Raw genomic sequence first — 26,573 nt, 5'->3', positions numbered from 1 at the left:
GCCTTTGCCACCATGATCAGATGGATGGCCCATCACCCAGTTGTTGCCATACCCCTTGCTGCTGCCATTGGCTTATCCAAGCGGACAGTGCTGCTGCCGGCATCGGCGCTGCAATGCCATAGCCCTGTACCTGACTGCAACCCATTTGCCGCAGGGCGGCCCCATGTTCCAGGGTTTCCACCCCTTCGGCAATAACCTGCCGCTTGAATACGGTTGCCAGTTGGATGACGCTGGCCACGATGCCCAGGTCATCGGCATCGTCCAGCATTCCCAGCACGAAGCTCTGGTCGATTTTCAGCGTGTCCAGCGGCAGCTTGCGCAGATAGGTGAGCGAAGAGTAACCGGTACCAAAATCATCCAGCGCAAAGTGCACGCCCAGCGCCCGGCATTGCTGCATCACGCGCAAGGCCTCTTCCATGTCGTCCAGCGCGGCGGACTCCAGTACTTCCAGCTCCAGCTGGGCCGGATTGACGGCAGGATGGCGCTGCATCAGCTGCTGCAGATCACTGTAGAAATCCGGGTGCAACAGGTAATTGGCGCTGATATTGACGCTGATGGCCATTGCCATGCCGTCTTCCTGCCAGCGCGCTGCCTGCGCCATGCCTTCCTCCAGCACCCAAAGGCCGAATGTTACTTCCAGCGCACTGTTTTGCAGGGCGGGCAGGAAATCGGCCGGGGCCAGCAGGCCGCGCTCCGGATGTTGCCAGCGAATAAGGGCTTCCACACCAATCACCCGGCCATCGGTCAGATCCACCTTGGGCTGGTAGTACAACAGGAATTGCTGTTGCTGCAGAGCCCGGCCCAGCGCTTCCAGCGTGCGCCGGTGCAGCTGCGCCTTGCGGTCGCTTTCCGGGTCAAACAATTGATAGCGGTTTTTACCGGCCTCCTTGGCCTGGTACATGGCTTGGTCGGCATGGCGCAGCAGCGTGTCGGCGTCGGCATCATCCTGCGGATACAGGGTGACACCGACGCTGGCACTGGTACTGATACAGGCCTTGTCGATAATGACTTCCTGGCTGACGGCACTGAGTACCCGGTCCAGGATGGGAATGCATTCGTCGCTGCCATCCAGATCAGACAGCAGCAGCACAAACTCATCGCCGCCCAGCCGTGCCAGGGTGTCATCCGCCCGCAGCACCCCTTTGAGCCGTTCGGTAACGGCAATCAGCAGCTGATCGCCGGCTTCGTGCCCATACAGGTCGTTAACGGTCTTGAACCCGTCCAGGTCGAGAAAGCATACGGCGCAGCTTTGCCCTTTGCGATGGCTGCGGGAGAGGGCTTGCTCCAGCCGGTCGGACAGCAAGCGCCGGTTGGGTACCCCGGTAAGTGGGTCGTAATTGGCAATACGGTTCAGCTCGGCCTCATGCGCCTTGAGCTGGGTGATGTCGGAGAATATCCCGATGTAGTGCTGGATCTGGCCAAACTGGTCACGCACCACCGAGATGGATAGCAGTTCGGCGTAAAGATCACCATTCTTGCGCCGGTTCCATATTTCGCCACGCCAGAAGTCGTGCTGGCGCACCATGGACCACATTTCCTGATAGAAACCGGGGCCATGCTGACCGGATGACAGCATGCCGGGAGACTGACCCAGGGCTTCGTCCTCGGTAAAGCCGGTAATGCGGGTAAAGGCGGTATTGACCTTGGTGATGCGCCGGGCTGGCGATACCACCATAATGCCTTCGTAGCTGCTATCGAACACGATGGCTGCTTCTTTTTGTGCCAGCGCGTGGATCTTGTGTTCGGTAATGTCGGTATGCGTGCCGGACATCATCAGCGGCTGGCCATGCGCATCCCGTTCCACCACCCTGCCGCGCGACAGTATCCAGCGCCATCCGCCACACAGGCTCTTGCAGCGCATTTCCATTTCATAAGCCGGTGTCAGGCCATCCAGATGGCGTTGCATGGTGTCTTCCACCAGCGGCAGGTCTTCGGGATGGATATGGGACAGCCACATCTGCCGCGTGACGTCCACGGCATCGGGCGCATAGCCCAGCATGGCTTTCCAGCGCTGGCTGACCTGGAAATCGTCGGTCTGGACATTCCAGTCCCAATAGCCTTGGTCGGACCCCTCAATAACCCGTGCCAATTGCTGTTCGCGCGACTGCAAGGTACGCTCCGCTGCCTTTTTCTCCGTCAGGTCGCGGCCAAATGCCATGTAGCGGCCATCCTGCATGCGTACGGTGGTGAGTTCCGCCACCACAGCGCTGCCATCCACCCGATTCAGTTCCCATTCACTACGAATGAAGCGCTGCTCCTCCAGTGCGCGCAGGTGGCTTGGCAATACAACTAGGCTGGATGGTGCCAACAGGTCGACGATATGCATTTGCAGCAACTGGCTCTGGCTGTGGCCTGTCATGCGGCAGGCTGAAGGGTTGGCAAACAGGTAGCGACCGTTTTCATCGGCAATCCAGATTGCATCGCCGGCTTCATTCAGTACCAGGTGGAGATCTTCATCCAGCCGGCGCCGCTCGGTAATATCCGACAGAGTGCCAACCAGGCGTAGCACTTCGCCGCTGGCACCGCGCTCCACCGCCCTGCCCCGCACCCGGATCCAGCGCAGTTCGCCACTGCGGGTAATCAGCCGGACATCAAACTCCATCTGGGTGGTCTCTCCGCGCAGGTGGGCATTCAGCGCCTGCTGCCAGATAGCCACATCATCACTGAGCACCAGTTGGCGGAAAAACTGGACATCGTGGGTGTCGTCTTCCGGCCGGTAGCCGGTAAGGGTGTAATAACGTGCCGAGCGATATACATAGCCAGTACGCAGATCCCAGTCCCAAAAACCATCACTGGTGGCTTCCACCACTTGCTGCAAGCGGCGCTCGCTGCTGCGTATCTGCATGGTCAGCCGCATGCGTTCGCTGATGTCCTGCACCGTGCCTTGCAAACGCAGCACCCGGCCTTCGGCATCGCACAAGGCCTCGCCACGGGCCGTAATCCAGCGGCGCTCGCCATCCGGGCGGATCACCTCGGCATCGCACTGGTAAGACTTGCCATCCTGCAGGCACTGCTCCACCAGTGCCGACAGGCTGGTCCAGCTTTCCGGCGTAAAATAGCTGGACACTTCGGGATACACTGCTGGCGGCAAATCCGCCGCACGGCCATAAATGCGATAGATCTCGCTCGACCACTCGTGCCGGTCGTGTACAACATCCCAACTCCAGTTGCCGATACCGGCCATGCGCTGTGCTGCGTGCAAATCGGCTGTGCTTTGTTGCACTCGCTGCTGATCCTGCTGTTGCCGGGTGATGTCCCGCGAGATGCCAAACAGGCCGACGACCTCCCCGTCCATGCCAAATACCGGCCCCTTGCTGACCTGGAACACCATTTCCGCCCCATCTTGCAAGCGCACATACTCCTCGGCGGCATGCAGCTTGCCAGCCTTCATGATGGCATCGTCTCCCGCCATCAGTGCCGCAGCAGACTCGGCATCAAACAAGGCGCGATCATCCTGGCCGATGATGTCGGCGGCGGCGCGCCCGACAAAGCGGGCTGCGGCCTCGTTCACCATCAGGTAGCGGCCCTGCCGGTCCTTGACGAAAACAGCATCGGACGTGCCGCTGACAACCGCATCCAGCAGGCTGCGGTGTGTCTCGTTGCGCTCGGACACACCGCGCAGCAAACCGCTGAACAAGCTGACGGTAAACCCGCACAGGCCAAGAAACCCCCACTGCAAGGCGAAGATCGGCTCGGCGGCCGCGCTGTGAAAATGCGGGGAGGCCAGCAGGTCGATGCCGACCACCGTCAGCACCGTTGCCAGCAAGCCGGGGCCGATCCCACCTAGCAAGGCACTCAGAATGATGGGAAACATGAACATGATGAGCATGGGCCGCTCATACACGCTCATCGGTAACAGATGCCGCAGCCCCAGCACAGCCACGGTAGCAAGGAAGGAAAACAGATAGGCCAGCCAGGCTGGAGTGCGGCCGCGCGACATGCGCTCCGACCAGCTTTCCAGCAGACCGGCAGCAGGGTTGTGTTCGGCAGCGGGCACCGCGCGCAGTGAAAAATACAGCATCACCGCCGTCATCAGGACAAAGACGACGCCTTTCCAGGTTGACAACTGCAGCATGGTGTCGGCATCGGCCAGCAAGGAAAGCAAGCTGTCCGACAACAGGATCCACAGCAGGGCCAGTACGCAATAAGCGACGACCACCAGCCGGATGAAGCGGGTTCGAGCGGGAGCGACCATACCTGCGGCAGCCTTGCCTCACGGAAGATACGGTAAGAAAAAGCCGAGACAGCCATTTTCAGGCGGAAATCAGCTGGCAGAAAAAACGTGAATACAACAAGATATAGCGTCAAACTCAAACTGAATATTATTCAACGGTAGTAGATAACAGAAAACTACCAAGGCTTCCATGGCCTGAAACAAGCGGAATCAACATCACCGTAAACCAGGCCCGGCCTTGTCACAGCCCGCGATACCGTCCGCACGCCATGGTGATTTCTCACCATGCGGGCTGAAACAGCCTTTGTTACCTAGTTTTCCGTACCCGGACAGCGGGTGGGCTGCTGATTCAGCCCTTGCTGCGCCACGTGGAAGCTGGCCTTGGTCTGCCCGTCTTGCCGATGCAGGGTAATGACATACAGGCTGTCGAAATCACTGTAATGCCATGCTGGTACCTGAGCCGGGTCGGCGCCATAAGCACCCAGCAGTTGCCCGGCCAGCTTTGCCACCAGACGGTGCTCCCAGGACACGAACACGGTTGCATCCTGATAAACCGGCTGTGTGATGGCAGCCTGCAGCGCATCCAGATCATCCAGCCCGAAATCGACATTCACCGGCATGCCAAGGCCGATGGCGGTGGGTTCGATGGTAGCCAGCGGACGGATATAGTTGTATGCGATGCCGCCGTCTTTCTTGCGTACGCCAGGGTTGGGCGCAAACAGTGCAGCCGGGCGAGCAAACTTGCGCTGCAACACCGCAGGCAGGGCCAGCGCACGGTTCAGGCCCTGACAGCTGAGCTGCCCCAAACCGGCTGCCGGTTTTTCGGCATGGCGGAACAGCACGATGGTTTCGTCAGCATTGCTGTTGCCGGTCAGCAGCAGCCCTAGCAACAGCGTTAACGGGCGCAGAATCTTGTTCATCTGTAATGTCCGGAAAAAAGCGAAATCAGCACCAGCCCATGACGGGCGGCAAATGCCGGCAGGCTAGCAGAAAACCCCTGCTGCCGCTTGGCGCAATCACTCTAGCCATGCAAACAAACCTTAACGGGCGGCACCATGCTTGCTGGCAATGGCCTGCAATTGCGGCCCCAGCTGCAGCGCCAGTTGCCACAGTCGTTCCGCCACCGGTGACAGCGAACGCTGACGGCGGCGGATCAGCATGATGTTGCGGCGCTGTTCCGGCAGCAGCGGCCTTACCGTCAGCCGGCTGCCAGCTGGCAGCGGCAGCGCCAATCCCGGTGATACGCTGATGCCGATGCCGGCCTGCACCATCTGGAAGACTGAGCTGGAGTGGCCCAGCTGCTGCGCCACCGGGCAGCGTACGCCCTGCGCGGCCAAAATGCGGTCGATGATGGGGCGACTGCCGGAGCTGTAGTCCAGCAACACCAGCGGCAGGCCTTCCAGTTGCTGCCATGACACTGCCGGTAGTGCCGCCAGTTGATGATCGTCGCGACAGATCAGCCAGAAGCCGTCATCCAGCAAGGGCAGACACTCCAGATCATCCATCTCGCCAGGTTCCACCACGATGCCAAAATCCACCTCGCCGCTGCGCACGCTGTCCACATTCAAGCGCTGCACCTGGTCGTGCAATACCGGACGGATATGCGGAAACTGCTGCGCGCATTGCGCCAGCAAGGCCGGCAGCAGGCTGGCCGACAAGGTGGGACTGCTGGCGATATGCACGGTGCCATGGGCTTGCTCACCCTCTTTGCGCGCCTCCTCCAGCAGTAATTGCAGTTCGTCCAACAGACGGGCCAGTTGACCGGCAAAGCGCAGACCGGCAGCGGTGAGCGCTACTTCGCGCGTGGTGCGGTCCAGCAGGCGCATGCCCAGCTCCGATTCCAGCTCGCGGATGCAGCGGCTGACCGCTGGCTGAGTCAGGCCAATTTCATCACCAGCACGGCTGAAACTGCGCAGACGGGCAACAGCCCGGAACACCTGCAATTGACGCAAACTGATATTCATAAAAATTAATCATGTATTGATCTGATAAATCAATTTGTAGTCTGAATGGTTTCAGGGTTCAATGGCAAGCATGTTTCCCCGCTGCAATAGGGCATTCCCATGCTGAAAATGATCGACTCCTTCACCCTGGCGCTGATTGCCACGGTTACCCTGGCCAGCCTGCTGCCCTGTCAGGGCGAGGTAGCCCAGGCCATGAACCTGATCACCACCCTGGCCATCGGCCTGCTGTTTTTCCTGCACGGGGCCAAGCTGTCACGCGAAGCCGTGATTGCCGGTGCCACCCACTGGAAGCTGCACCTGACGGTGATGGCCTGCACCTTTGTGTTGTTCCCGGTGCTGGGGCTGGCGCTCAAGCCGCTGCTGGGCCCGCTGGTGACGCCAGAGCTGTATCTGGGCGTGCTGTATCTGTGCATGCTGCCCTCCACCGTGCAGTCGTCGATTGCCTTTACCTCGATGGCACAAGGCAATATCCCGGCGGCGATTTGCAGTGCCACGGCGTCCAATATCTTCGGCATTTTCATCACCCCCTTGCTGGTGGGCATGCTGGTAATCAGCCATCACGGCAGCGATCAGGGCATGGGCTCCATCACCGACATCGTGTTGCAATTGTTGCTGCCTTTTATTGCCGGACAGATTGCGCGCCGCTGGATTGGTGGCTGGGTGGACAAGCACAAGCCGCTGCTGCGCTATGTGGACCAAGGCTCCATCCTGCTGGTGGTGTACACCGCCTTCAGCGCGGCGGTGATTACCGGCCTGTGGCAACAAACGCCGCCGCAATCCTTGCTGGGCCTGCTGGTGGTATGCGGCCTGCTGCTGGCCATCCTGCTGGGGCTGACCGCCTATTCCAGCCGCAAGCTGGGTTTTGACCGCGCCGACCAGATCACCATCGTGTTTTGCGGTTCGAAAAAGAGCCTGGCCAGCGGTGTGCCCATGGCCAAGGTGCTGTTTGCCGGCCATCCCATCGGCTCCATCGTGCTGCCTTTGATGCTGTTTCACCAGATTCAACTGATGACCTGCGCGGTACTGGCGCAGCGCTATCGCAAGCAGCAACTGGCCGCCCAGGCTGGCTAAAGCCAGATAGACAAAACAAAGCCCCGTCAGCATCACACTGGCGGGGCTTCAGGCTGCTGACAATTTGATTTGGTGCGATTACACAGGACCCGGCAAAGCCGGGCCTTTCGAGTCAGTGATAGATTCCGCAGCCTTGCCATTTATTCCCTATCCCCCCGCCCTTACCTTGTAAGGGAGCCTCGCTTTCTATTCAGAAAGCGAGAGGAGTCTGGCAGTTAAAAGCGCTTACAAATCGCTGATGAACATCTTTTCCTTCAGCGCCTTCAGTTCGTCGCGCAGGCGGGCAGCTTTTTCGAATTCCAGATTGCGCGCCGCTTCCATCATTTCCTTCTCCAGCCGCTTGATTTCCTTGGCCAGCGTCTTCTCGTCCATCATCGCCACTTGCGCTTCGTCCAGCAGCTTCTTGCGCTGGTCTTCCACGCTGTAGACGCCGTCGATGATGTCCTTGATCTTCTTGTTGATGCCCTGCGGCACGATGCCATGCTCGGCATTGAAAGCCAGCTGCTTGGCGCGGCGGCGTTCGGTTTCGTCCATGGCGCGGCGCATGGAATCGGTGATGCGGTCGGCGTACAGCAAGGCCTTGCCGTTGAGGTTACGCGCGGCGCGGCCTATGGTCTGGATCAGCGAGCGGTCCGAGCGCAGGAAGCCTTCCTTGTCCGCATCCAGAATGGCCACCAGGCTGACCTCAGGAATATCCAGCCCTTCGCGCAGCAGGTTGATGCCGATCAGCACGTCGAACATGCCCAGGCGCAGGTCGCGGATGATTTCCACCCGCTCCACGGTATCGATGTCGCTATGCAGATAACGCACCTTGATGCCGTGCTCGGTGTAGTAATCAGCCAGTTGCTCAGCCATGCGCTTGGTCAGTGTGGTTACCAGCACCCGTTCGCCCAGATCCATGCGCAGGCGGATTTCCGACAGCAAATCGTCCACCTGAGTCGCTACCGGGCGGATTTCGATAATGGGGTCGACCAGACCGGTAGGCCGCACCACTTGCTCCACCACCTGTCCGGCATGCTCTTTTTCATAGACCGCCGGGGTGGCAGAGACAAAGATGGTTTGCGGCATCAATTGCTCGAACTCGTGGAATTTCAGCGGCCTGTTGTCCACGGCGGAAGGCAGGCGGAAACCGTAATCCACCAGATTGCTCTTGCGCGCGGCATCACCCTTGTACATCGCCCCCACCTGCGGCACGGTGACATGGGATTCATCGATGAACATCAGCGCGTTCTTGGGCAGGTAGTCAATCAGCGTCGGCGGCGCATCGCCCGGCGCGCGGCCGGAGAAATGGCGCGAGTAATTTTCGATGCCCTTGCAAAAGCCCATCTCGTACAGCATTTCCAGATCAAAGCGGGTGCGCTGCTCGATACGCTGCGCCTCCACCAGTTTGCCTTCCTTCTGATACCACTGAATGCGCTCGGCCAGCTCCAGCTTGATTTTTTCACAAGCCTTGAGCACGGTGTCGCGCGGCGTTACGTAGTGGCTGGACGGAAACACGGTATAGCGGCCCACCCGCTGTTTGGTAACACCTGTCAACGGATCGAACAGGGTAAGCGTTTCCACTTCATCGTCAAACAGGCTGACGCGCAAGGCGGTGTCGCTGCTTTCCGCCGGGAAAATGTCGATCACATCACCGCGCACCCGGAAGGTGCCACGACCAAAATCCACATCGTTGCGATCGTACTGCATGGTGGTGAGGCGACTGATGATGCTGCGCTGCGGGGTGGTTTCGCCCTCTTTCAGATGCAAAATCATCTGGTGGTAATCGGAAGGATCGCCAATACCGTAAATGGCCGACACCGTGGCCACGATGATGCAGTCAGGCCGCTCCAGAATGGATTTGGTGGCCGACAGCCGCATCTGCTCGATATGTTCGTTGATGCTGGAATCTTTCTCGATGAACAGATCGCGGCTGGGAACGTAAGCCTCCGGCTGGTAGTAATCGTAATAGGAGACAAAATACTCAACCGCGTTTTCCGGGAAAAACTCGCGCATTTCACTATATAGCTGCGCGGCCAGCGTTTTGTTGTGCGCCATGATGATGGCAGGCCGGCCGGTGCGGGCGATGACATTGGCCATGGTGAAGGTCTTGCCCGAACCGGTAACCCCCAGCAAGGTTTGGTAGGACAGGCCATCTGCCAGCCCCTCTACCAGTTGGGCAATGGCGCTGGGCTGATCACCCGCCGGGGAAAAAGGCTGGTGCAAGCGAAACGGACTATCCGGGAAGTTAAGCAACATGGTGTTTTCGCGCGGGTTCAAGTCCATCGATTTTACGCCGATAACGCGTAGAACTCACTCCCGGCACACAACTGAATTTATCTGCAAATTGCCTGCCCTAATGGCAAAACATTGTTTAAAATGTAAGCAACCCGATCACGAGCCGAGATGAAGAATCCTTGCACATCAACATGATGTAAGCATGTTTTCTGACAGGCTGTATCTCCACTGACAAGACACGGGAGTGTATCTCTTATGCTGAGAAAATTTGCCGCCCTGCTGGTTTCCGCCGCCCTGGCGATGCCGGCAGTGGCCGCTCCGCCAGCCGGCGTCATGGTTGCCAGTCAGATGGCCGACCATGCCGTACCGCGCCTGAATTCACATTCGGTACTGGTGCTTAATGGCAATACCGGTGAACCGCTGTATGAAAAGAACATCCACCAGCGCATGCCCATTGCCTCCATCACCAAGCTGATGACGGCCATGGTGCTGCTGGATTCCGGCGTGTCGCTGGATCAGGAAGTGTCGGTTTCCGATGCCGAGATCGACCGCCTGAAGAACACCACCTCGCGCCTGGCAGTGGGCACCACCTTGCCGCGCAAGGAAATGCTGCTGCTGGCGCTGATGTCCTCGGAAAACCGTGCCGCCGCCACGCTGGCCCGCACCGCCCTGCCGGGAGGCACTGCCGCCTTCGTCGAACGCATGAACCGCAAGGCGCGTAGCCTGGGCATGAACGAAACGGTGTTCTACGACCCCACCGGCCTGGATTTGCGCAATACCTCCACCGCGCATGACCTGGCGCGCATGGTGAAAGCCGCACACAACTACCCGCTGATTCGCGCCTTCACCACCACCCCGGAGCACCAGATCGTGTCGGTACGCAACCGCGTACTGCAATACCGCAACAGCAATGCGCTGGTACGCGAGGGCAACTGGGACATCAGCATCCAGAAAACCGGTTACATTCAGGAAGCGGGCCGCTGCATGGTGATGCAAACCACCGTAGGTTCGCAGCCGCTGATCATCGTGCTGCTGGCTGCTGGCGGTAACTCCGCCCGCGTCAACGATGCGCGCAGCATCAAAACCTGGCTGGAGGCCCACCCGGGCAACTGGCTGGCGGGCTAAGCCCCGACACGCAGATACACTCAGGCCGGGCAACCGGCCTTTTTTCATCATGACAACGCAGACGGGCCCGTAAGCCCGCATGAGGAGTTGCACTTGACCATTAGTATTCGCCCCGCCGTACATGCTGATGCCGCACTGATTCTGGGCTATATCCGCGAACTGGCCATTTATGAGAAAGCCGAACATGAGGTCGTGGCCAGCGTGGCTGATATCGAACAGTCGCTGTTCGGCCCCGACAGCACCGCCCACGGCCTGATCTGCCTGCAGGATGGCCAGCCGGTGGGCTATGCAGTGTACTTCTTTAACTATTCCACCTGGCAGGGCAAGTCCGGTCTCTACCTGGAAGACCTCTACATCACCCCGGCGGCGCGTGGCAGCGGTGCCGGCAAGAAACTGCTGCGCCACCTGGCGCAACTGGCGCTCTCTCGCGGTTGTGGTCGTTTTGAATGGAGCGTGCTGGACTGGAATCAGCCGGCCATTGATTTTTATGAATCATTCGGCGCGGCGGCCCAGGCAGAATGGGTGAAATACCGCCTGACGGGCAGTGCATTACAGAAGTTTGCCGAGCAGGCCTGAAGAAAGCAGCTCCAGCAAAAGCCCCGCATCTGGCGGGGCTTTTTTGTCAGTTCAACGCCGGGTCATGAAGCGGACGTAATCGCCCTCTTCCACCTTGAGCTTGGCGCTTTGCACCTGGGCAATGGAGAAATTGGGTTGTACCTGCGTCAGGGTGATGGTACCGGACAGTTCCTCCGGCACACCCAGTTCGCGCACGCCACCGCCACTGCGCACAATCTGCGCCGAGAGCGGCTTGTACAGCAGCATCTGGTCGCCCACCTTCATGCCATCCAGCCCGCCAACATTCACAAACACCTGACGGCCCTCTTCCACCTTCACCACCTTGGCCGAAAGCGGAATGCAACTGACCACGTCCACCAGCTGGCGGGTGGCCTGATCGAGCAGATTATCCACCACCCGGCCATAATCTCCTTGCCAGAAGGCCGTCGTGGCAAAGTCTGCCGGCAGCTGCGCCACCACCTGGCCCTGGGCAATGCGGCTGATGCGCTGGTCGGCCAGCACGGCACCGGTCAGTGCATCGTAAATCCATACTTCCAGATCAAACTGCCGTGCCGAAGGCGCGTACTTGAACGCACCGCCAAACAGCCCGGCCAGCGGTCCGGTGTAATAGGCCCCCTGCTGGCTGGTATTGTTGGATTCATACATGGTGTGGCGCAGGCTTTTGCCCACCACTCCGGTAGACAATACCCGCCCGGCCACCACAAACTGCACATCCTCGCGCCGCCCCAGTTCGCGCACCGTCTCCCAGCCAGCCATCGGTTCATCTGCCGCCATATTGCTTAGTACGGTGAGATGGCCGGCATTGCGCACGTCAAACTGGTTTTGCTGGCGCAGACGGCGGGCCAGATCAGCCGGCAGGCGGTTGGCCAGATTATGCAGGTCGTTGGCTTCAGCCGGATTCACTACATAAAAGTAGGTGGTCAGCAGTTTGCGTCGCAGGCTACGCCCGACAGGCATGCCGCAGCTGGCGTTCTGCGCCGGGGTGGGCTTACTGGCTACCGGACCGGCGGCACTGGCTTGCGGATCGATACTGAGCCGGACATGGTACATGCCGTCGCTGTTGTACTCCTGCAGGATCTTCACCTTGCCCTGCAGGGAGGGTGCCGACAAAGCGCTGCTTTCGCTGACATTGCCGGACTGTACCAGTTGCAGCGATTGCAGCTCAGCACCATTGCTGATGGCCGCTTGCTGCAAGGCATCACGGATGGCCATTTCACGCGCAGCCGGGCTACCGGCTTCCATATCGGCCACCCCCTCGGCAATGATGGGCGCAGCATGCAATGAAGCCGTCAACGCAAAAGCCGCCCCAAGGGCGGCTACCATGCGGAAAAGAAGCCGTGTCGTCATCAGTGGGCTACGTAGAAGTTGCTTTCATAACGCGTGGCACCGCAGTTGCCTTCGGCGCACTCCAGGCCAGCCACACCATCTTGCTGGGCGGCCTTCATTACACTACCGGTTTTTTCCAGCGCATTCTTGTATTGCTTGTAGAAATCCTGGTCTAGCGTGATTTCCGCCACCGCCTCGCTGGTGCCATCCGGCAGCATCGTGGTGGACACCAGATGTACACCGCGCAGGTAGGCATCAACATAAGTGCGGAAGCCGTCGCTGGTGGCCACCATATTGGCTACCGAGCTGTTACCCACCAGCTTCATGCCCTGTACCTGCTCGGCGATCGAGCGGAAGGCATCCAGCCGCGCCGCACGCATGGACAGCAACTTGCGCTGCGACGGCGTCAGTGCAGAGGAATAAGGTGCGGCCCCGCTGCCAGTGGCCCGGATGACGATGGGCGCATTGGGATTGATTTCCTTCACCACCACTCTGGGTGCTTCCGGCTCGATACCCGGACCGGCATAACCCACGCCGGTAAAGGAGGCCGGCGCAGCCACCGGCATGGCCTGCGGATGGACGGACTCGGCAACCGGCTGACTGGCGGAGGCACAGGCAGTCAGGCCCAGCAACAGGGATACGGCAGCCATACGGCGGGTGCGGATGTTCATGACGGTAACCATTTCTACTTGTTCTGGGGGCGACATACCGGCGCAGCACGGCGCGACGTCAGCATTATATCGACAGTCACCCGGTAAACTTGAGTTAATTTTTGTCAGGAAACCGCTGCCGCAGCTTGCGCACGCTGCCACTGGCGTGCCGAAGAAAAACCGGCCGCCAGCGCCGCCTTTTCCTTGGACAAGCCCGCTGTGCGCCACTGGCTGGCCCGCGCCGCGCGCAGCGCCAGGTGGTAGTCATGCACCGACACACCAGCGTGTTCACGGAACAAACGCGACAGGTGACGCACGCTGACATGCACCTGCCCGGCCAGTGCGGCCAGGCTCCAGTCCTGCTCCGGGCTGGCGGCAATCAGGTCCTGCACCTTGTGTACCGCCGGGTGCAGATGGTTGCGATGCGCCAGCCACGGCGACAGCTGCACATCCTGGCCGGAGCGGCGGAAGTACACCACCATTTCCCGCGCCACCTCGCGGGCGATGGCCGGGTTGGCCAGTTGGCTGATCAGCTGTAGCGCCAGATCGATGCCAGCCGTGATACCGGCGCTGGTCCACACCGTGCCATCCTGCACAAATACGCGGTTCTCCAGCACCTGGGTGCTGTTATCGGTCTGACACAACCGTTCAATCAGGCTGTGATGGGTGGTGCATTGGCGATGTGCCAGCAAGCCCGCCATGCCGGCCAGCAAGGCTGCCGAGCAGATGGTGGCCAGCTGATGCTTCTGTGGCTGAAAGCTGGAGGATAACCAGCGGACAATCTGCTGCGCTTCCGGCATGGCGTAAGCTTCTGCCGAGCAATCAGCGCCGGGGATGATGATCAGGCTGTCGTCCGCCAGCTGTACCGGCAAAGGCTGCAAACCACCCAGCGGCAAGCCCAGCGAGCAAGACGTCTGTGCAGCGCAGGCTGCATAGTGCAGCTTAAAATCCGCACCAAACTCGGTGGCAATGCGCATGGCTTCGGCCGGACCGGCAAAATCCAGCAGCATGAAGCGCGGCGGCAGCACAAACCAGATATCACGCGCCATGGGCCACCACCCCGCGCCGCCAGCGTGCCAGCAGCATGCCGCCAAACACATTCACCACCAGCCCGGCCAGCAGCAGCATGCTGCCTGCCGCTTGCAACAGACTCAGCCGCTCACCCAGCAACAGGGCGGAGGTAAGCACCCCCACCACCGGCACCAACAGCGAGAAGGGGGCAACCTTATTGGCCGGATGGCGACTGAGCAGACGGCTCCACATGCCGTAACCCAGCAAGGTGGCCATGAAGGCCAGATACGCCACCGCCAGAAAAGAGCCCAGCGAGAAATGACGCAGGGCGATTTCCATGCGTTCTGGTCCTTCCAGCCACCAGGACAGCGCCAGATACGGCAGCGGCGGCACCAGGCTGGACCACACCACCAGATTGAGCGGCTCCACCTTGTGCCCGGCCTTGCCCATCAAACGCACGATGATATTGGACGAGGCCCAGCAAAAAGCCGCCGCCAGCGTCAGGCCAAAGCCAATGGCCGTCATGCTGCCGCCCTTGGCCAGGCCGATCAGCGCCAGCCCGGCACAGGCACATAGCAGGCCCAGGATTTGCGCCGCCTGCCAGCGCTCATGCAGCATCAGCCCGGCCAGAATCAGCGTGAAAAAGGCCTGCGACTGCAATACCACCGAAGCAAGCCCAGCGGGCATGCCCAGCTTGATGGCGGAAAACAGGAAGGCAAACTGCCCCACGCCAACAGAGAGTCCATAGGCTGCCACCCAGACCCAGGGCAGATTGGGCCGACGCACCAGCAGCACCGCAGGAAAGGCCGCCAGCATAAAGCGCAGGGCACCCAGCAACAGCGGTGGCACATCGGCCACGCCGTATTTGATCACCACGAAATTGACGCCCCAGATCAGCACGATGGCCAGCGCCTGCAACACATCCTTCAAAGGCATGAAATACGCTCCGTCATACCAGCCCATCCGGTGCGAATGGGATTGCCTGGTCTGATCGATAAAAACACGGTTTACAGGCGCGCCAGCGCCTGCTCCACCGTGACGATGTCGGCAAAGCGGTCAGCCAGCACCAGCTCGGTTTTTTCCCGGATTTCGTCTGCACTGAACAGCTTGCCGCTATGCGGATGGCGCATAGCAAAGGTGAGCGTGGCTTCACTGACAAAATCCACGGCATAACCCAGGTCGGACGCCACCCGGGTGGTGGTTTCACAGCACTGCTCGGTGCGGATGCCGGACACCAGCAGCTTGCTGATGCCGCGCTCGGCCAGCCAGGGCTGCAGGCCGGAATCCAGCATGGCATTGTGCACGTGTTTGATGAAGATGGCATCCGGCGCGTCCGGCAACCACGCCATGGGGCGCACCCAGCCGGACGCCGCAGCAAATGGGCCATCGCCATCTTCGTGCAGCACATACAGCACCGGCACCCCGGCAGCCCGCGCCCCGGCGATCAGCGCCAGCAGCCGCTGGCGAAATACTGGCAGCGCCGACGCATCCCAATAATCACGCTGCAAAAACGAATCCTGCACATCAATCACCAGCAATGCTGCCTTGTCCATGTCCATGCTCCGGTTCAGATCATGGACACAGTCTAGCGCCACCAGTAGCCATGCCAGATGCTGCTTGCAGACAAGATGCTGCCAAATCCGGACATTGTTTTCAGCTTACAGCAGCGTCGGCCAGGCATGACGGATTTCATCCAGCAGCAGCCACAAGGCAGTCCCCCCCATCAGTACGCCCATCAGCAGGTTAAACAGCAGCAAGGCCGGGGCAGCGCTGAGCAGATGACGCAAGCGCTCGCCCATCCAGGCCCACAGGCTGATACAGGGCAGATTGACCACGGCAAAGATGACGGCCAGCAGCAAGGCGGCCCCCACGCGTGCGTCGGTATCCGCCGGCATAAACAGGATGGCGGCATTAAGCACCATCACCCAGGCCTTGGGATTCACCCACTGGAACATGGCTGCCGCCAAAAAGCGCATTGGCTTGCCGTTTTCCCCGCCCTCCGGCGCGGCGGAACGGGCAATCTTCCACGACAGCCATAACAGATAGAGACAACCGGCCACGGCCAGCGGCAAGCGCGCCACCTGCACCCATTGCAGGACCCATGCCAGCAGGCTGGCAGTGATGAACACCTGGACCGCACAACCGATGCTGATACCCAGCATGTGCGGCAAGGTGCGGCGAAAACCGTAATTGACACCGGAAGTGGCCAGCATCAGGTTGTTGGGACCGGGCGTGATGGACATCACACCCACATAGGACAGCAAGGCGACTTCCAGCATGTCAGGGCTCCTCATGGCGATGCATCAGCCGGTTTGGTGATGCGCTTCCATCATGCTAAGGCGGGAGCGGCACAGGGTGACAGCCGCAACAATCTACTATTGTCACGGTGACAGTTGCAGATTTACCCAAACTGTCACCACAGACTATGATGAGCACTGTCACTGTCGCCAGCAGCCGTGCTGCGGCATTGTTAATCCTTGCCCTGCCTTGCCCGGAATACCCGCCATGCCTCCAGAAAGCCTGCCCCGCAGTACCGCCGCCGGTGCCACCCTGTACCAGCAACTGGCGGAAGACCTGTCACTGGCCATTGCCCGTGGCACCCTGCCGCCCGGCTCGCGCCTACCCTCGGTACGGCGCACCTCGCAAAGCCGGCAACTGAGCCTGAACACGGTGGTGGCGGCCTATCGGGTACTGGAAGACCGTGGGCTGATAGAAGCGCGTCCCCAATCCGGCTATTACGTGCGGGCGCGCCTGCCCTCACCGGCAAGGCCGGTGATGACCCAGAGCAGCTTGGCCAAGCCCACGGAAAGCAAGGTGCTGGATCTGATCGGCGCAGTGCTGGATGCCCAGCAGATGCCCGGCTTTATCGATCTGGCACTGGCCTGCCCGCGCGGCAGCGACTTCTACCCCGGCAACAAGCTGGCACGGCTGATGGGGCAGATTCTGCGCCGCCAGCCCGGCATGGTCAGCACTTATGCATTGCCACCCGGCTCGGAGCGGCTGCGGGTACAGATTGCCCGCCGCAGCATGGAGCTGGGCATGGCCTTGCAAGCGGAAAACATCATTCTCACCAATGGCTGCATGGAGGCATTGCAACTGGCACTGCGTGCCGTCACCAAGCCGGGCGACGCGGTGGGGCTGGAATCGCCCACCTATTTCAACCTGCTGCCGCTGTTTGCCAGCCTGGGCCTGAAGGCGGTGGAGATTCCCACCGACCCGCAGCACGGTCTGTCGGTGGATGCGGTGGAGCTGCTGCTGTCCGAAGGCCGTATCAGCGCGCTGGTGGCCATGCCCAATGTGCACAATCCGCTGGGCTGCAGCATGCCGCTGGAAGCCAAGAAACGGCTAGCACGGCTGGTCAATCAATACCAGGTACCGCTGATCGAGGACGGGCTGTATGCCGAATTGCAGTTTAGCGATACCCAGGCCCCGGCGGCCAAGGCCTTTGATGAGGACGGCTGGATCATCTTCTGCACCAGTTACACCAAGACGCTGGCACCGGATTTTCGCATTGGCTGGATGGAAGGGGGGCGCTTTGGCGCGGCGCTACGCAAGCTGAAGTTTGCTTCTTCGGTGGCCCAGCCCATGGTGCTGTCCGAAACATTGGGCGCGTTTCTGGAATCCGGCGGCTACGACCACCACCTGCGTGCGCTCAAGCGCCATTACGCCCAGCATGTGGAAAAGGTGCGCGGCCTGATTGCCCGCCACTTCCCGCCCGGCACCCGTGCCACCGACCCCGCTGGCGGCTTTTTGATCTGGCTGGAACTGCCGGAAGGCTGCGACAGCGTAGCGCTGTTTCACGCCGCCATAGCCGAAAACATCAGCATCATGCCCGGCCCGCTGTATTCACCCGGTGGCCGTTACCGCAATGCCATGCGCCTGTCCTGTTGCTACCCGCTGGACGAGCGCTATGTTGCCGCCCTCACCCGCGTGGGCATGCTGGTACAGCAGCAACTAAACCGCTAGTCCGCCCTCCACCCGCTCCACAGCATCAGCCGCGTGGCCGCTGCCGGGTTTGGCTGGGGGTTTCGCCAAACAGGCGGCGGTAGTCGTAACTGAAATGGCTGGGGGTGGCAAAGCCCCAGTCCTCGGCCAGTTGCTGGATGCTGTCCTGCCCGGACAAGGGCGAGCGCAGCAAACGGCGCACCTGATTCAGCCGGAGCGCGCGCAAGAATGGCAGCGGGCTCATGGCGGTGACTTCCTGAAAACCGTTTTGCAGAGTGCGGCGTGTCACGTGTAATTCCCGGCACAAGCCTTCCACCGTCAGCCATGTCTGCGCCGGTTGCAGCGCGCGCTGGCGTGCTTGCTCCACCCACTGCCAATGGCGCTGGCTGCTGCCATCGCGCCGCGACAGCGACTGCGCGCCTGACTGTGACAAGGCCAGCAACAAGGCATCTACCGAACAATCCAGCAATAGTTGCCGCCCTATGCTGTCCGGCGTGTGCCGGGCCAGCGCCAGCAGTTCGGCTATCTGCCCGCACAGGGTATGGTGGCTGGCTGGCGACAGGCAGACCGCCGCCGTTTGCAGCCAGTGCGCTGGCAAATCATGCCCAAACAGTTGCTGATGACGCTGCGCCAACACCTGCTGCTCCAGCACGATGCCATAGATGGTGAAGTCGTCCGGGGTACGCAGGGTAAAGTCGCTGCCGCCCATCGCCACCAGCACGGCAGCGGGCGGTACGCTGCGGCCATGAAAGCGCAGCCGCTCGCCACTGTCCGGTGCCGGGATGCCAAACCAGATGGCACCCTGCCACGGCTGGCATTGCTGAAAGGTTTCCCGTGCCGAATATTCGCGGAACACCTGCAAGCGCCCCAGGCACAGCTCATCCAGCCGCCCGGAAAAGCGGCCACAGGAAATCTGCGCGTACTCCTGCTCCCAACCACTGATGAAGGCGGCCTGATCGGCAGCATCATCCGCCAGCCGGGTAACAATCTGCAGGGACTGGCCATGTGTCAGCGGGTCCATCTGCGGCTCCCTGAAATCGTTGATACACAAGGCATTAGCAAGAAGCACACCAGCTTTGCCGCCGCTTTTTTGCGCCATGGCTATCGTAAATCGGCAAATTCCCTGCCTCGGTGCATGCCAGGCCTGGCCATGCCTCATCACGGTGCCGGAATACCGCCAGAACCGTGCCACCACGCACCGTCAGCAATCATGCGCCAGGCACGACTCTTGCACAGCCCCATCTGCCGGCTACTGCGCCAGCCCGGCAGGCAGCAGCAGGGCCGGTTTTGTTTTCCGATTTCCGATAACGCCCGCCGCCACACCCTGCCTAGCATGCTTGTCAGGCCCCGGAGCTACTGCACCGGGCAGGGAGAAGTGAGTTAAAAAAGAGGAAATGTCATGAGCAACAGCAATCACGGCCTGGCGCGCAAGCTAGGCGGCTGGCAACTATGGGGGATCGCCGTCGGGCTGGTGATCTCGGGTGAATATTTCGGCTGGAGCTATGGCTGGGCGCAGGCCGGTACGCTGGGCTTTCTGCTCAGCTCCATCTTTGTGGCCATCATGTACACGGCCTTCATCTTCAGCTTTACCGAGCTGACCACCGCCATTCCACATGCTGGCGGGCCGTTTGCCTATGCGCGCCGCGCCTTTGGCCCGGTCGGTGGCTTTATTGCCGGCTTTGCCACCTTGTGCGAATTCGTGTTTGCCCCGCCAGCCATCGCACTGGCCATCGGGGCCTATCTGAACGTGCAGTTTCCCGAATTGAGCGCCAAGTGGATTGCCTGTGGCGCCTACATCGTGTTTATGGCGCTGAATATTGTTGGCGTCAGCGTGGCAGCGGCCTTTGAGCTGGTGGTCACCCTGCTGGCCATCTTTGAACTGCTGCTGTTCATGGGCGTGGTGTCGCCGGGCTTTAGCTGGGACAACTTCACCCACCACGGCTGGGCCGGTAGCGACAGCTTCAGCCTGAGCGCCATCGGTGGCATGTTTGCCGCCATTCCGTTTGCCATCTGGTTCTTCCTGGCCATTGAAGGCGCGGCCATGGCTGCTGAAGAAGCCAAGGACCCCAGCCGCACCATTCCGCGCGCTTATGTAGCCGGCATCCTCACCCTGGTGGCACTGGCCATGGGCGTGATGATCATGGCGGGTGGCGCTGGCGACTGGAGCAAGCTGGCCAATATCAACGACCCGCTGCCGCAGGCGATGAAGCTGATCGTAGGCAGCAACAGCGGCTGGCTGCACATGCTGGTATGGCTGGGCCTGCTGGGGCTGATTGCCAGCTTCCACGGCATCATCATGGGTTATTCGCGCCAGATCTTTGCCCTGGCCCGTGCCGGTTATCTGCCGCCGATGCTGGCGGTGATCCACCCGCGCTTCAAAACCCCACACCGCGCCATCATCGTGGGCGGCCTGGTTGGCATTGCCGCCATTTTCAGTGACGACCTGATCCAGATTGCCGGTCAGCCGCTGACCGCCAACATCGTCACCCTGTCGGTATTCGGTGCCATCGTGATGTACATCGTGTCCATGCTGGCGCTGTTCAAGCTGCGCCGCAGCGAACCCACCCTGGCCCGCCCGTTCAGCGCCCCGGCCTATCCGCTGCTGCCGGGCCTGGCGCTGGCCTGCGCCGTGGTCTGCCTGGTGGCAATGATCTGGTACAACCAGCTGCTGGCGCTGATTTTTGCCGGCAGCCTGGCCGTGGCTTATGCCTACTACCTGCTCACCCACCGTCAGCGCGCAGCCGCCGCCAGCGATGTGCTGCTGGAAGGCAGTGATGCCGCACGTCTGAAACCGGCTGTGGCCAGCAGCAAATAACAGAAAGGCGGGGTGTGTGCGGCACACCCCGGCAAGCCATGTCCTACGCCATTACCATCGGCCCGCGCCGTTACCGTTTCGATGATCTGAAAACCCTGCTGGCCCGCGCTACGCCTCTGCGTTCGGGCGACCAGCTGGCCGGGATTGCCGCCAGCAGCGCCGAGGAGCGCGTGGCCGCCCAGATGTGTTTGGCCGACGTACCGCTGCGTACCTTTCTGAACGAAGTACTGATTCCCTACGAGCAGGATGAAATCACCCGGCTGATCATTGACAGCCACGATGGCGCGGCCTTTGCTGCCATCAGCCACCTGACAGTGGGCGGTCTGCGTGACTGGCTGCTGTCCGATGCCGCCAGCAGTCATGCACTGGCCGCCGTCGCCCCCGGCCTGACGCCGGAAATGGTGTCCGCCGTCAGCAAGCTGATGCGTAATCAGGACTTGGTATGGGTGGCCAGCAAATGCCGGGTGATCACCCGTTTTCGCAACACCCAGGGTCTGCCCGGCCACATGGGCGTGCGCTTGCAACCCAACCATCCCACCGACGACGCGCGCGGCATTGCCGCCGCCATGCTGGACGGCCTGCTATACGGCGCGGGCGATGCGGTGATCGGCATCAACCCGGCCAGCGACAGCCCGGAAGCCATCCACACCATGCTGGCGATGATGGACGAAGTGCGTCAGCGCTATGCCATCCCCACCCAAAGCTGCGTGCTGACCCATGTCACCAGCACGCTGGAGCTGATCCAGCGTGGCGCGCCGGTAGATCTGGTATTCCAGTCGATTGCCGGTACCGAAAAAGCCAACAGCGGCTTCGGCATCAATCTGGCGGTGCTGGGCGAGGCGCAGCAAGCGGCGCAACAACTGCGTCGCGGCACGGTGGGCGACAACGTGATGTATTTTGAAACCGGCCAGGGCAGCGCGCTGTCGGCCAATGCCCACTGGGGAGTGGATCAGCAAACCTGCGAAGTACGCGCCTATGCCGTGGCGCGGCATTTTTCACCCTTGCTGGTGAATACCGTGGTGGGCTTCATCGGCCCGGAATACCTGTACAACGGCAAGCAGATTATCCGCGCCGGGCTGGAAGACCATTTCTGCGGCAAGCTCTTGGGCCTGCCCATGGGTTGCGACATCTGCTACACCAATCACGCCGAAGCCGACCAGGACGATATGGACAGCCTGCTCACCCTCTTGGGCACAGCTGGCATCCACTTCATCATCGGCGTGCCGGGGGCCGACGACATCATGCTGGGTTACCAGAGCACGTCGTTTCACGATGCGCTCTACCTGCGCCAGTTACTCGGCTTGAAGCGCGCACCGGAATTTGAAGACTGGCTGGAGAGCATGGCCATTACCCGTGCCGGCAAGCTGCAGGCACAGGACCGCCAGCACGCCCTGTTGCAACTGATGGAGACCTTGTAATGAATGCGCCCCTCACCCACAGCAGTTTCAGCCCGATTACCGAAGACAGCTGGCAGGACCTGGCCAGCCACACCGTGGCACGCGTTGCGCTGGGCCGGGTGGGTGCCAGCCTGCCCACCCGCGAGACCCTGCGCTTTGCCCTGGCCCACGCCCAGGCGCGTGATGCCGTGCATACCGCGCTGGAGCAGGAGGCGCTGCTGCATGGCTTGCAAGCCATGCAACTAACCACGCTGCAAGTACGCAGCGCCGCCCCCAGTCGCGCGGCTTACCTGCAACGCCCGGACCTGGGCCGTCGCCTGCACCCGGACAGCCGCGCCAGCCTGTTGGAGTCTGGCACCCCGCCCTGCGAGGTACTGTTCGTGATTGGCGACGGGCTGTCGGCCCGCGCCGTGGCCAGCCATGCCCTGCCCTTGATTGCCGCCACCCTGCCCTATTTGCACGAGCAGGGCTTGCGCGTGGGGCCGGTGGTGATCGCCAGCGAAGCGCGGGTGGCACTGGCCGATGAAGTGGGTGAATGCCTGCAGGCGGCGATGGTGGTGATGCTGATTGGCGAACGCCCCGGCCTCAGCTCGCCGGACAGTTTAGGGGTGTATCTCACCAGCGCACCGCGCAGTGGGCGCATGGATTCCGAGCGCAACTGCATTTCCAATGTGCGCCCGCAAGGCCTGCCCTACGCCTTGGCCGCCTACAAGCTGGCCTGGCTGATCCGCGCCGGGCGCGGCAGTGGCACCGGCGTGGCGCTCAAGGATGGCAGCGCTGCAGAGGCAGCGTGGTTGCAACTGCAAAGCCAGCTGGCACTAGCTGCCAACTGAAACCACCCCTTATCAAACCTGGCACCAGCCACAGTGACGGGCCTTGGCCAAGATCAGCTACCCGCTTTTGTAAGTCACACTCAAGGCAGCACCAGGCCGCTGCCGTATCAATCCAGCAGCAACTGCCGCATGGCTTCTTCATCCAGCGGCATGGACAGGCCAAAACCCTGAAACTGGCTGCACGCCATCTCCTGCAGCAGCTGCAACTGGGCCGGGGTTTCCACCCCCTCGGCCACCACTTCCTTGCCCAGATTACGCCCCAGCGTCACCATGGCGCTCACCACCATGCGCTGCTGCGCATTACTTTCCACCCCGGCCACCAGGCTGCGGTCTATCTTGATGATGTCCAGCGGAAAGCGCACCAGATACCCCAAAGAAGAGTAACCGGTACCAAAATCATCCATCGCCAGTTGAGCGCCCCAATCTTTCAGTTCCTGCATCTGGCGGATGATGTGTTCGGTATCGCCCAGCAGTAAGGATTCGGTGATTTCCAGCTCCAGCCACTGCGGCGGGAAGTGGCAGTCGGCCAGCACACTGGCCAGCTCGTGGCACAGATGATCACGCTCAAACAGCCGTGGCGACAGATTGACCGCCAGGTTGATGGGGCGGCGGTGCTGCCGGTTGCAGCGGGCAATGGCCTGGCAGGCCTGACGCAAAATAGTCATGGTAAGCGGCTGGATCAGCCCGCACTCTTCAGCCACCGGAATGAAACGGTCCGGGGTAATGTTTCCCAACTGCGCATGCTGCCAGCGCGCCAGCGCCTCCACGCCGACAATCTGCCCGGCACGGTCAAACTTGGGCTGGTAGGCAACAGAAAAACCATCCTGCTCCAGCGCCAGCCGCATTTCCCGCTCCAGGGTAAAGCGTTCATCGGACTGCCGATCCAGCTTGCCGGTGAAAAAGTGCAGATTATCCTTGCCAGCGGCCTTGGCCGCGTACATGGCGATATCGGCATGGCGCAGCAGGGTTTGTTCATCCAGCCCGTCGCGCGGGTAGAGCGCCACGCCCAGGCTGGCGCTGATATTGCAGCTTTGCGCCTGTAACTGCACTGGCTGGCTGGTGCGCAGCCGGATGCGCTCCAGCAAGGTGGCCAGGCCGGCTTCGCTGTCCAGATCGTTCAGAATCAGTACAAACTCGTCCCCGCCCAGCCGTGCCACGGTATCCAGCTTGCGGATGCTGCCGGCAATGCGCTCGGCCACAATTTTCAGCAATTGGTCGCCAGCGGCATGTCCCAGGTTGTCATTGATGAACTTGAAATTGTCCAGATCGATAAACACCACCGCCAGCCGGCTTTGCATCCGCGCGGCGCGGGCCACGGACTGTTTTAGGCGGTCGTACAGCAAGGCGCGGTTGGGCAGGCCGGTCAGGGCATCAAAATTGGCCTGTTGTTCCAGTTGCTGCTGGTAGTGTTTGCGCTCGGAAATGTCTTGCACCGTTCCTTCGTAATACAGGAAACGGCCCTGTTCCGAAGACACCACATGCGCGTTTTCCGATATCCAGATGCGCTTGCCATCCTTGCGGTAAACCTCGGACTCAAAGTTAACCACCTCCCCCACCGTCGCCATCAGGTGCAAAAAGGCCTCGCGCCGACCTACTTCCACATACAGCTGGCAGCTGATGTCGGACAGATTGAGAATCAGCTCCTCCGGCGAGGCATAACCGTACAGCCGCGCCAGCGCCGGATTGGCCGCCAGGTAGCGCCCGGTCTTGCTGCTCTGGAATATCCCTTCCTGTGCATGCTCGAAAATGGTGCGATAACGCATTTCCGCCTGCGCCAGCGCACGAATGGTGCGCTGCTGGCTGGTGACATCCATCACAAAGCCCTCCAGCACCATGCAGCCATCCTCACCGGAAGCCACGCCGCTTTCCCGCACATGGCGTATCTGCCCGCCAGCGGTACGGATGCGGTATTCCAGCTCAAAACGGCCATTGCCACGCAAGCTGCTGGCCAGCATGTCGGCCACCACGGCACGGTCATCCTTGTGAATCACCCCCATCCAGCCGGCATCACTCGCCATCAGCACTGCAGCAGAATAGCCGGACAAGGCCAGGCAGCCACGACTGACAAACTGCATGCGCCGTGCCGGATCATCCCGGCCACGGTAGGCCATTCCATCCAGATGATGAATCAGGTTTTCCAGTGCACTCGGCTGAAATGCCGACAAGGCGAGCGGCGGATTGGGACGAGAAATCTGGGTGCTTGGCGTCAAGGCAGTGCCACCTGTCAGTCTTTGGATAACAGGCTGTGATGCAGCAATAAACATGCCCGTTTTTCGTGCCAGGGGATCACGGCAGGGGGCTGCGTCTTTACATGAGCAAGCATTCCGCCACCCAGGTGAATACGGTAGCATGCGCCATGCAGGCACCAACTTGCCCAGTGTCCGGTGCCAACTTCTGCAACCCGGCTGCGCTTGCGCAGTTTCGCTCTATCCCGGAGACCCATGCGGGCCATTGTTATTCTCAGCACTCTTCTGCTGCTTGGCGGCTGCAGCAATCTGCTGCAAAGCAGCCGGGACTTTATGCAATCCCTGAACAAGGCCTTGTCAGGCCCGCAGGCCAGCGCCACTACCACCGCCACCGCCAGCAAGCCGCCAATTGCGCCCGCCACCAACTGTTACGTCAGGAAATACCTGATCGGCTGGGGCCAGGAATACAAGGAAGCCAGCGGTAGCGCCTTTGTCAGCAGCTACAGCATTACCACCGACCAGGGCCAGCTGCATGTGGACGACGCGGCGGTCTACCATGACATCATGCTCAGCAAGGGCAAAGAAATCCCCCTGCAAATGTCCGCCGCTGCTGGCGGCTGGATTGTTGACCTGCCAGGCGACAGCAACCGCAGCCGTATCCGCAGCAGCGTGATGTGTCACCCGCTTAGCGCGCCGAGCGCACTCAAAATCTGGGGACTCTGAGCTGCCGCATCGCAGGCCGATGCACAGCTGGGCATCCAGCAAGCCAATCAACAGCGAGATCTGGCCAGCCTGCATACCGCCGGCAAGCAAAGCAAAGTGCTGAGGCCGAACAGGCCAAGGTCAAGGCCGGGCTGCTTCAATTTGATGGATCCCACCGCCGTAAACATGTAAAACAGCTTGCAGGTTTAGCTGGCAGTCCGGGATTATTGCGATATCCTGACCTGCATCACAGATATTTTGATCGTGCTTGGTTGTTTTCAATAACAGTAGCTATAGTGTGGCTTATCGCCATATCTGGAGAATAATAAATAATAATAAAAATTATTTAAATATTCTTTGATAAAACAACACTCAAGCCTCAGCCCTCGCGACCAGCAGCAAGATGCACCAGTCTTTCATACACAGAAAATTACCGCCGCACGCCATGGCATGCAGCACACCTGTAAGGGCATCGTCCTGTACCGGTTATCTTTCACCCTTAGTCTAGGATGCCCTTGTGTCAGACCTTCTTAAAAAAATCGATGCCAGAACAAAACTGGCGGGGACCAACAAGCTGGAAA

The 26,573-nt window shown here is 60.7% G+C and carries 20 protein-coding genes; 8 read left to right on the top strand and 12 right to left on the bottom strand.

Annotated elements, in window-relative coordinates:
• Window positions 1-16 precede the first annotated feature (16 nt).
• The 3 genes from ACODR9_RS13545 to ACODR9_RS13535 all read right to left on the bottom strand — a co-directional run bounded on the left by ACODR9_RS13545 (window position 17) and on the right by ACODR9_RS13535 (window position 6,138).
• A complete protein-coding gene (locus ACODR9_RS13545) occupies window positions 17-4,195 on the bottom strand; it encodes a sensor domain-containing protein (protein ID WP_488809895.1) in 4,179 nt (1,392 codons plus the stop codon).
• A 290-nt stretch (window positions 4,196-4,485) separates the two neighbouring features.
• Window positions 4,486-5,094 carry a hypothetical protein gene (locus tag ACODR9_RS13540; protein ID WP_488809894.1) on the bottom strand — a complete coding sequence of 203 codons (609 nt, stop codon included), beginning with the start codon at window positions 5,092-5,094 and terminating at the stop codon, window positions 4,486-4,488.
• 120 nt (window positions 5,095-5,214) lie between these two features.
• The gene (locus tag ACODR9_RS13535; protein WP_488809893.1) at window positions 5,215-6,138 is read right to left on the bottom strand and encodes a LysR family transcriptional regulator; all 924 of its coding nucleotides are present in this window, start codon (window positions 6,136-6,138) and stop codon (window positions 5,215-5,217) included.
• Window positions 6,139-6,237: 99 nt separating this feature from the next.
• Here ACODR9_RS13535 and ACODR9_RS13530 point away from each other — a divergent pair, with 99 nt between their 5' ends.
• Entirely contained in the window at window positions 6,238-7,209 is a 972-nt protein-coding gene (locus tag ACODR9_RS13530; RefSeq protein ID WP_488809892.1) for a bile acid:sodium symporter family protein, read from the top strand.
• A gap of 225 nt (window positions 7,210-7,434) precedes the next feature.
• On the opposite strand, the gene uvrB is transcribed toward ACODR9_RS13530, so the two are convergent.
• The gene (gene uvrB, locus ACODR9_RS13525; RefSeq protein ID WP_488810027.1) at window positions 7,435-9,447 is read right to left on the bottom strand and encodes an excinuclease ABC subunit UvrB; all 2,013 of its coding nucleotides are present in this window, start codon (window positions 9,445-9,447) and stop codon (window positions 7,435-7,437) included.
• Window positions 9,448-9,681: 234 nt separating this feature from the next.
• Here uvrB and ACODR9_RS13520 point away from each other — a divergent pair, with 234 nt between their 5' ends.
• Window positions 9,682-10,551, top strand: coding sequence for a serine hydrolase (locus ACODR9_RS13520; protein ID WP_488809891.1), 870 nt, complete (start codon window positions 9,682-9,684; stop codon window positions 10,549-10,551).
• A gap of 93 nt (window positions 10,552-10,644) precedes the next feature.
• Entirely contained in the window at window positions 10,645-11,127 is a 483-nt protein-coding gene (locus ACODR9_RS13515; protein WP_488809889.1) for a GNAT family N-acetyltransferase, read from the top strand.
• Window positions 11,128-11,178: 51 nt separating this feature from the next.
• Here the strand turns inward: ACODR9_RS13515 and ACODR9_RS13510 are convergent, their stop codons facing one another.
• From ACODR9_RS13510 to ACODR9_RS13485, 6 genes are all read right to left on the bottom strand, one after another.
• Entirely contained in the window at window positions 11,179-12,450 is a 1,272-nt protein-coding gene (locus ACODR9_RS13510; protein ID WP_488809888.1) for a flagellar assembly protein T N-terminal domain-containing protein, read from the bottom strand.
• Between the two features lie 23 nt (window positions 12,451-12,473).
• Window positions 12,474-13,124 (bottom strand): LPP20 family lipoprotein, encoded by a 651-nt coding sequence (locus tag ACODR9_RS13505; protein WP_488809887.1) that lies wholly within the window; start codon window positions 13,122-13,124, stop codon window positions 12,474-12,476.
• 104 nt (window positions 13,125-13,228) lie between these two features.
• On the bottom strand, window positions 13,229-14,152 hold the full coding sequence (locus ACODR9_RS13500) for a GlxA family transcriptional regulator (protein ID WP_488809885.1): 924 nt from the start codon (window positions 14,150-14,152) through the stop codon (window positions 13,229-13,231).
• On the bottom strand, window positions 14,142-15,050 hold the full coding sequence (locus ACODR9_RS13495) for an EamA family transporter (RefSeq protein WP_488809884.1): 909 nt from the start codon (window positions 15,048-15,050) through the stop codon (window positions 14,142-14,144). Before ACODR9_RS13495 ends, ACODR9_RS13500 begins: the two co-directional genes overlap by 11 nt.
• Before the next feature lie 71 nt (window positions 15,051-15,121).
• The gene (locus ACODR9_RS13490) at window positions 15,122-15,667 is read right to left on the bottom strand and encodes an isochorismatase family protein (RefSeq protein WP_488809883.1); all 546 of its coding nucleotides are present in this window, start codon (window positions 15,665-15,667) and stop codon (window positions 15,122-15,124) included.
• A 105-nt stretch (window positions 15,668-15,772) separates the two neighbouring features.
• Entirely contained in the window at window positions 15,773-16,393 is a 621-nt protein-coding gene (locus ACODR9_RS13485; RefSeq protein ID WP_488809882.1) for a LysE family translocator, read from the bottom strand.
• A 226-nt stretch (window positions 16,394-16,619) separates the two neighbouring features.
• Between ACODR9_RS13485 and ACODR9_RS13480 the strand changes: the two genes are divergently transcribed.
• Entirely contained in the window at window positions 16,620-18,080 is a 1,461-nt protein-coding gene (locus ACODR9_RS13480; RefSeq protein WP_488809880.1) for an aminotransferase-like domain-containing protein, read from the top strand.
• Window positions 18,081-18,105: 25 nt separating this feature from the next.
• Here the strand turns inward: ACODR9_RS13480 and ACODR9_RS13475 are convergent, their stop codons facing one another.
• A complete protein-coding gene (locus tag ACODR9_RS13475) occupies window positions 18,106-19,080 on the bottom strand; it encodes a helix-turn-helix domain-containing protein (protein ID WP_488809879.1) in 975 nt (324 codons plus the stop codon).
• Between the two features lie 378 nt (window positions 19,081-19,458).
• On the opposite strand from ACODR9_RS13475, the gene eat reads away from it, so the two are divergent.
• Genes eat through eutC form a run of 3 tightly spaced genes read left to right on the top strand, consistent with a single transcriptional unit; the run spans window position 19,459 to window position 23,104 of the window.
• Window positions 19,459-20,874: an ethanolamine permease gene (eat, locus tag ACODR9_RS13470; protein WP_488809877.1), complete on the top strand. Its 1,416-nt coding sequence runs from the start codon at window positions 19,459-19,461 to the stop codon at window positions 20,872-20,874.
• Between the two features lie 38 nt (window positions 20,875-20,912).
• Window positions 20,913-22,292, top strand: a complete 1,380-nt coding sequence (locus ACODR9_RS13465; RefSeq protein WP_488809875.1) for an ethanolamine ammonia-lyase subunit EutB — start codon at window positions 20,913-20,915, stop codon at window positions 22,290-22,292.
• Window positions 22,292-23,104, top strand: coding sequence for an ethanolamine ammonia-lyase subunit EutC (gene eutC, locus ACODR9_RS13460; RefSeq protein ID WP_488809873.1), 813 nt, complete (start codon window positions 22,292-22,294; stop codon window positions 23,102-23,104). Before ACODR9_RS13465 ends, eutC begins: the two co-directional genes overlap by 1 nt.
• A gap of 107 nt (window positions 23,105-23,211) precedes the next feature.
• Here the strand turns inward: eutC and ACODR9_RS13455 are convergent, their stop codons facing one another.
• Window positions 23,212-25,314, bottom strand: coding sequence for a putative bifunctional diguanylate cyclase/phosphodiesterase (locus ACODR9_RS13455; protein ID WP_488809871.1), 2,103 nt, complete (start codon window positions 25,312-25,314; stop codon window positions 23,212-23,214).
• A gap of 231 nt (window positions 25,315-25,545) precedes the next feature.
• Here ACODR9_RS13455 and ACODR9_RS13450 point away from each other — a divergent pair, with 231 nt between their 5' ends.
• Window positions 25,546-26,013 carry a hypothetical protein gene (locus ACODR9_RS13450; protein WP_488809869.1) on the top strand — a complete coding sequence of 156 codons (468 nt, stop codon included), beginning with the start codon at window positions 25,546-25,548 and terminating at the stop codon, window positions 26,011-26,013.
• Window positions 26,014-26,573 lie beyond the last annotated feature (560 nt).

Source organism: Aquitalea sp. FG25, assembly GCF_057809375.1.
This window is presented reverse-complemented; position numbering and strand designations above follow the sequence as displayed.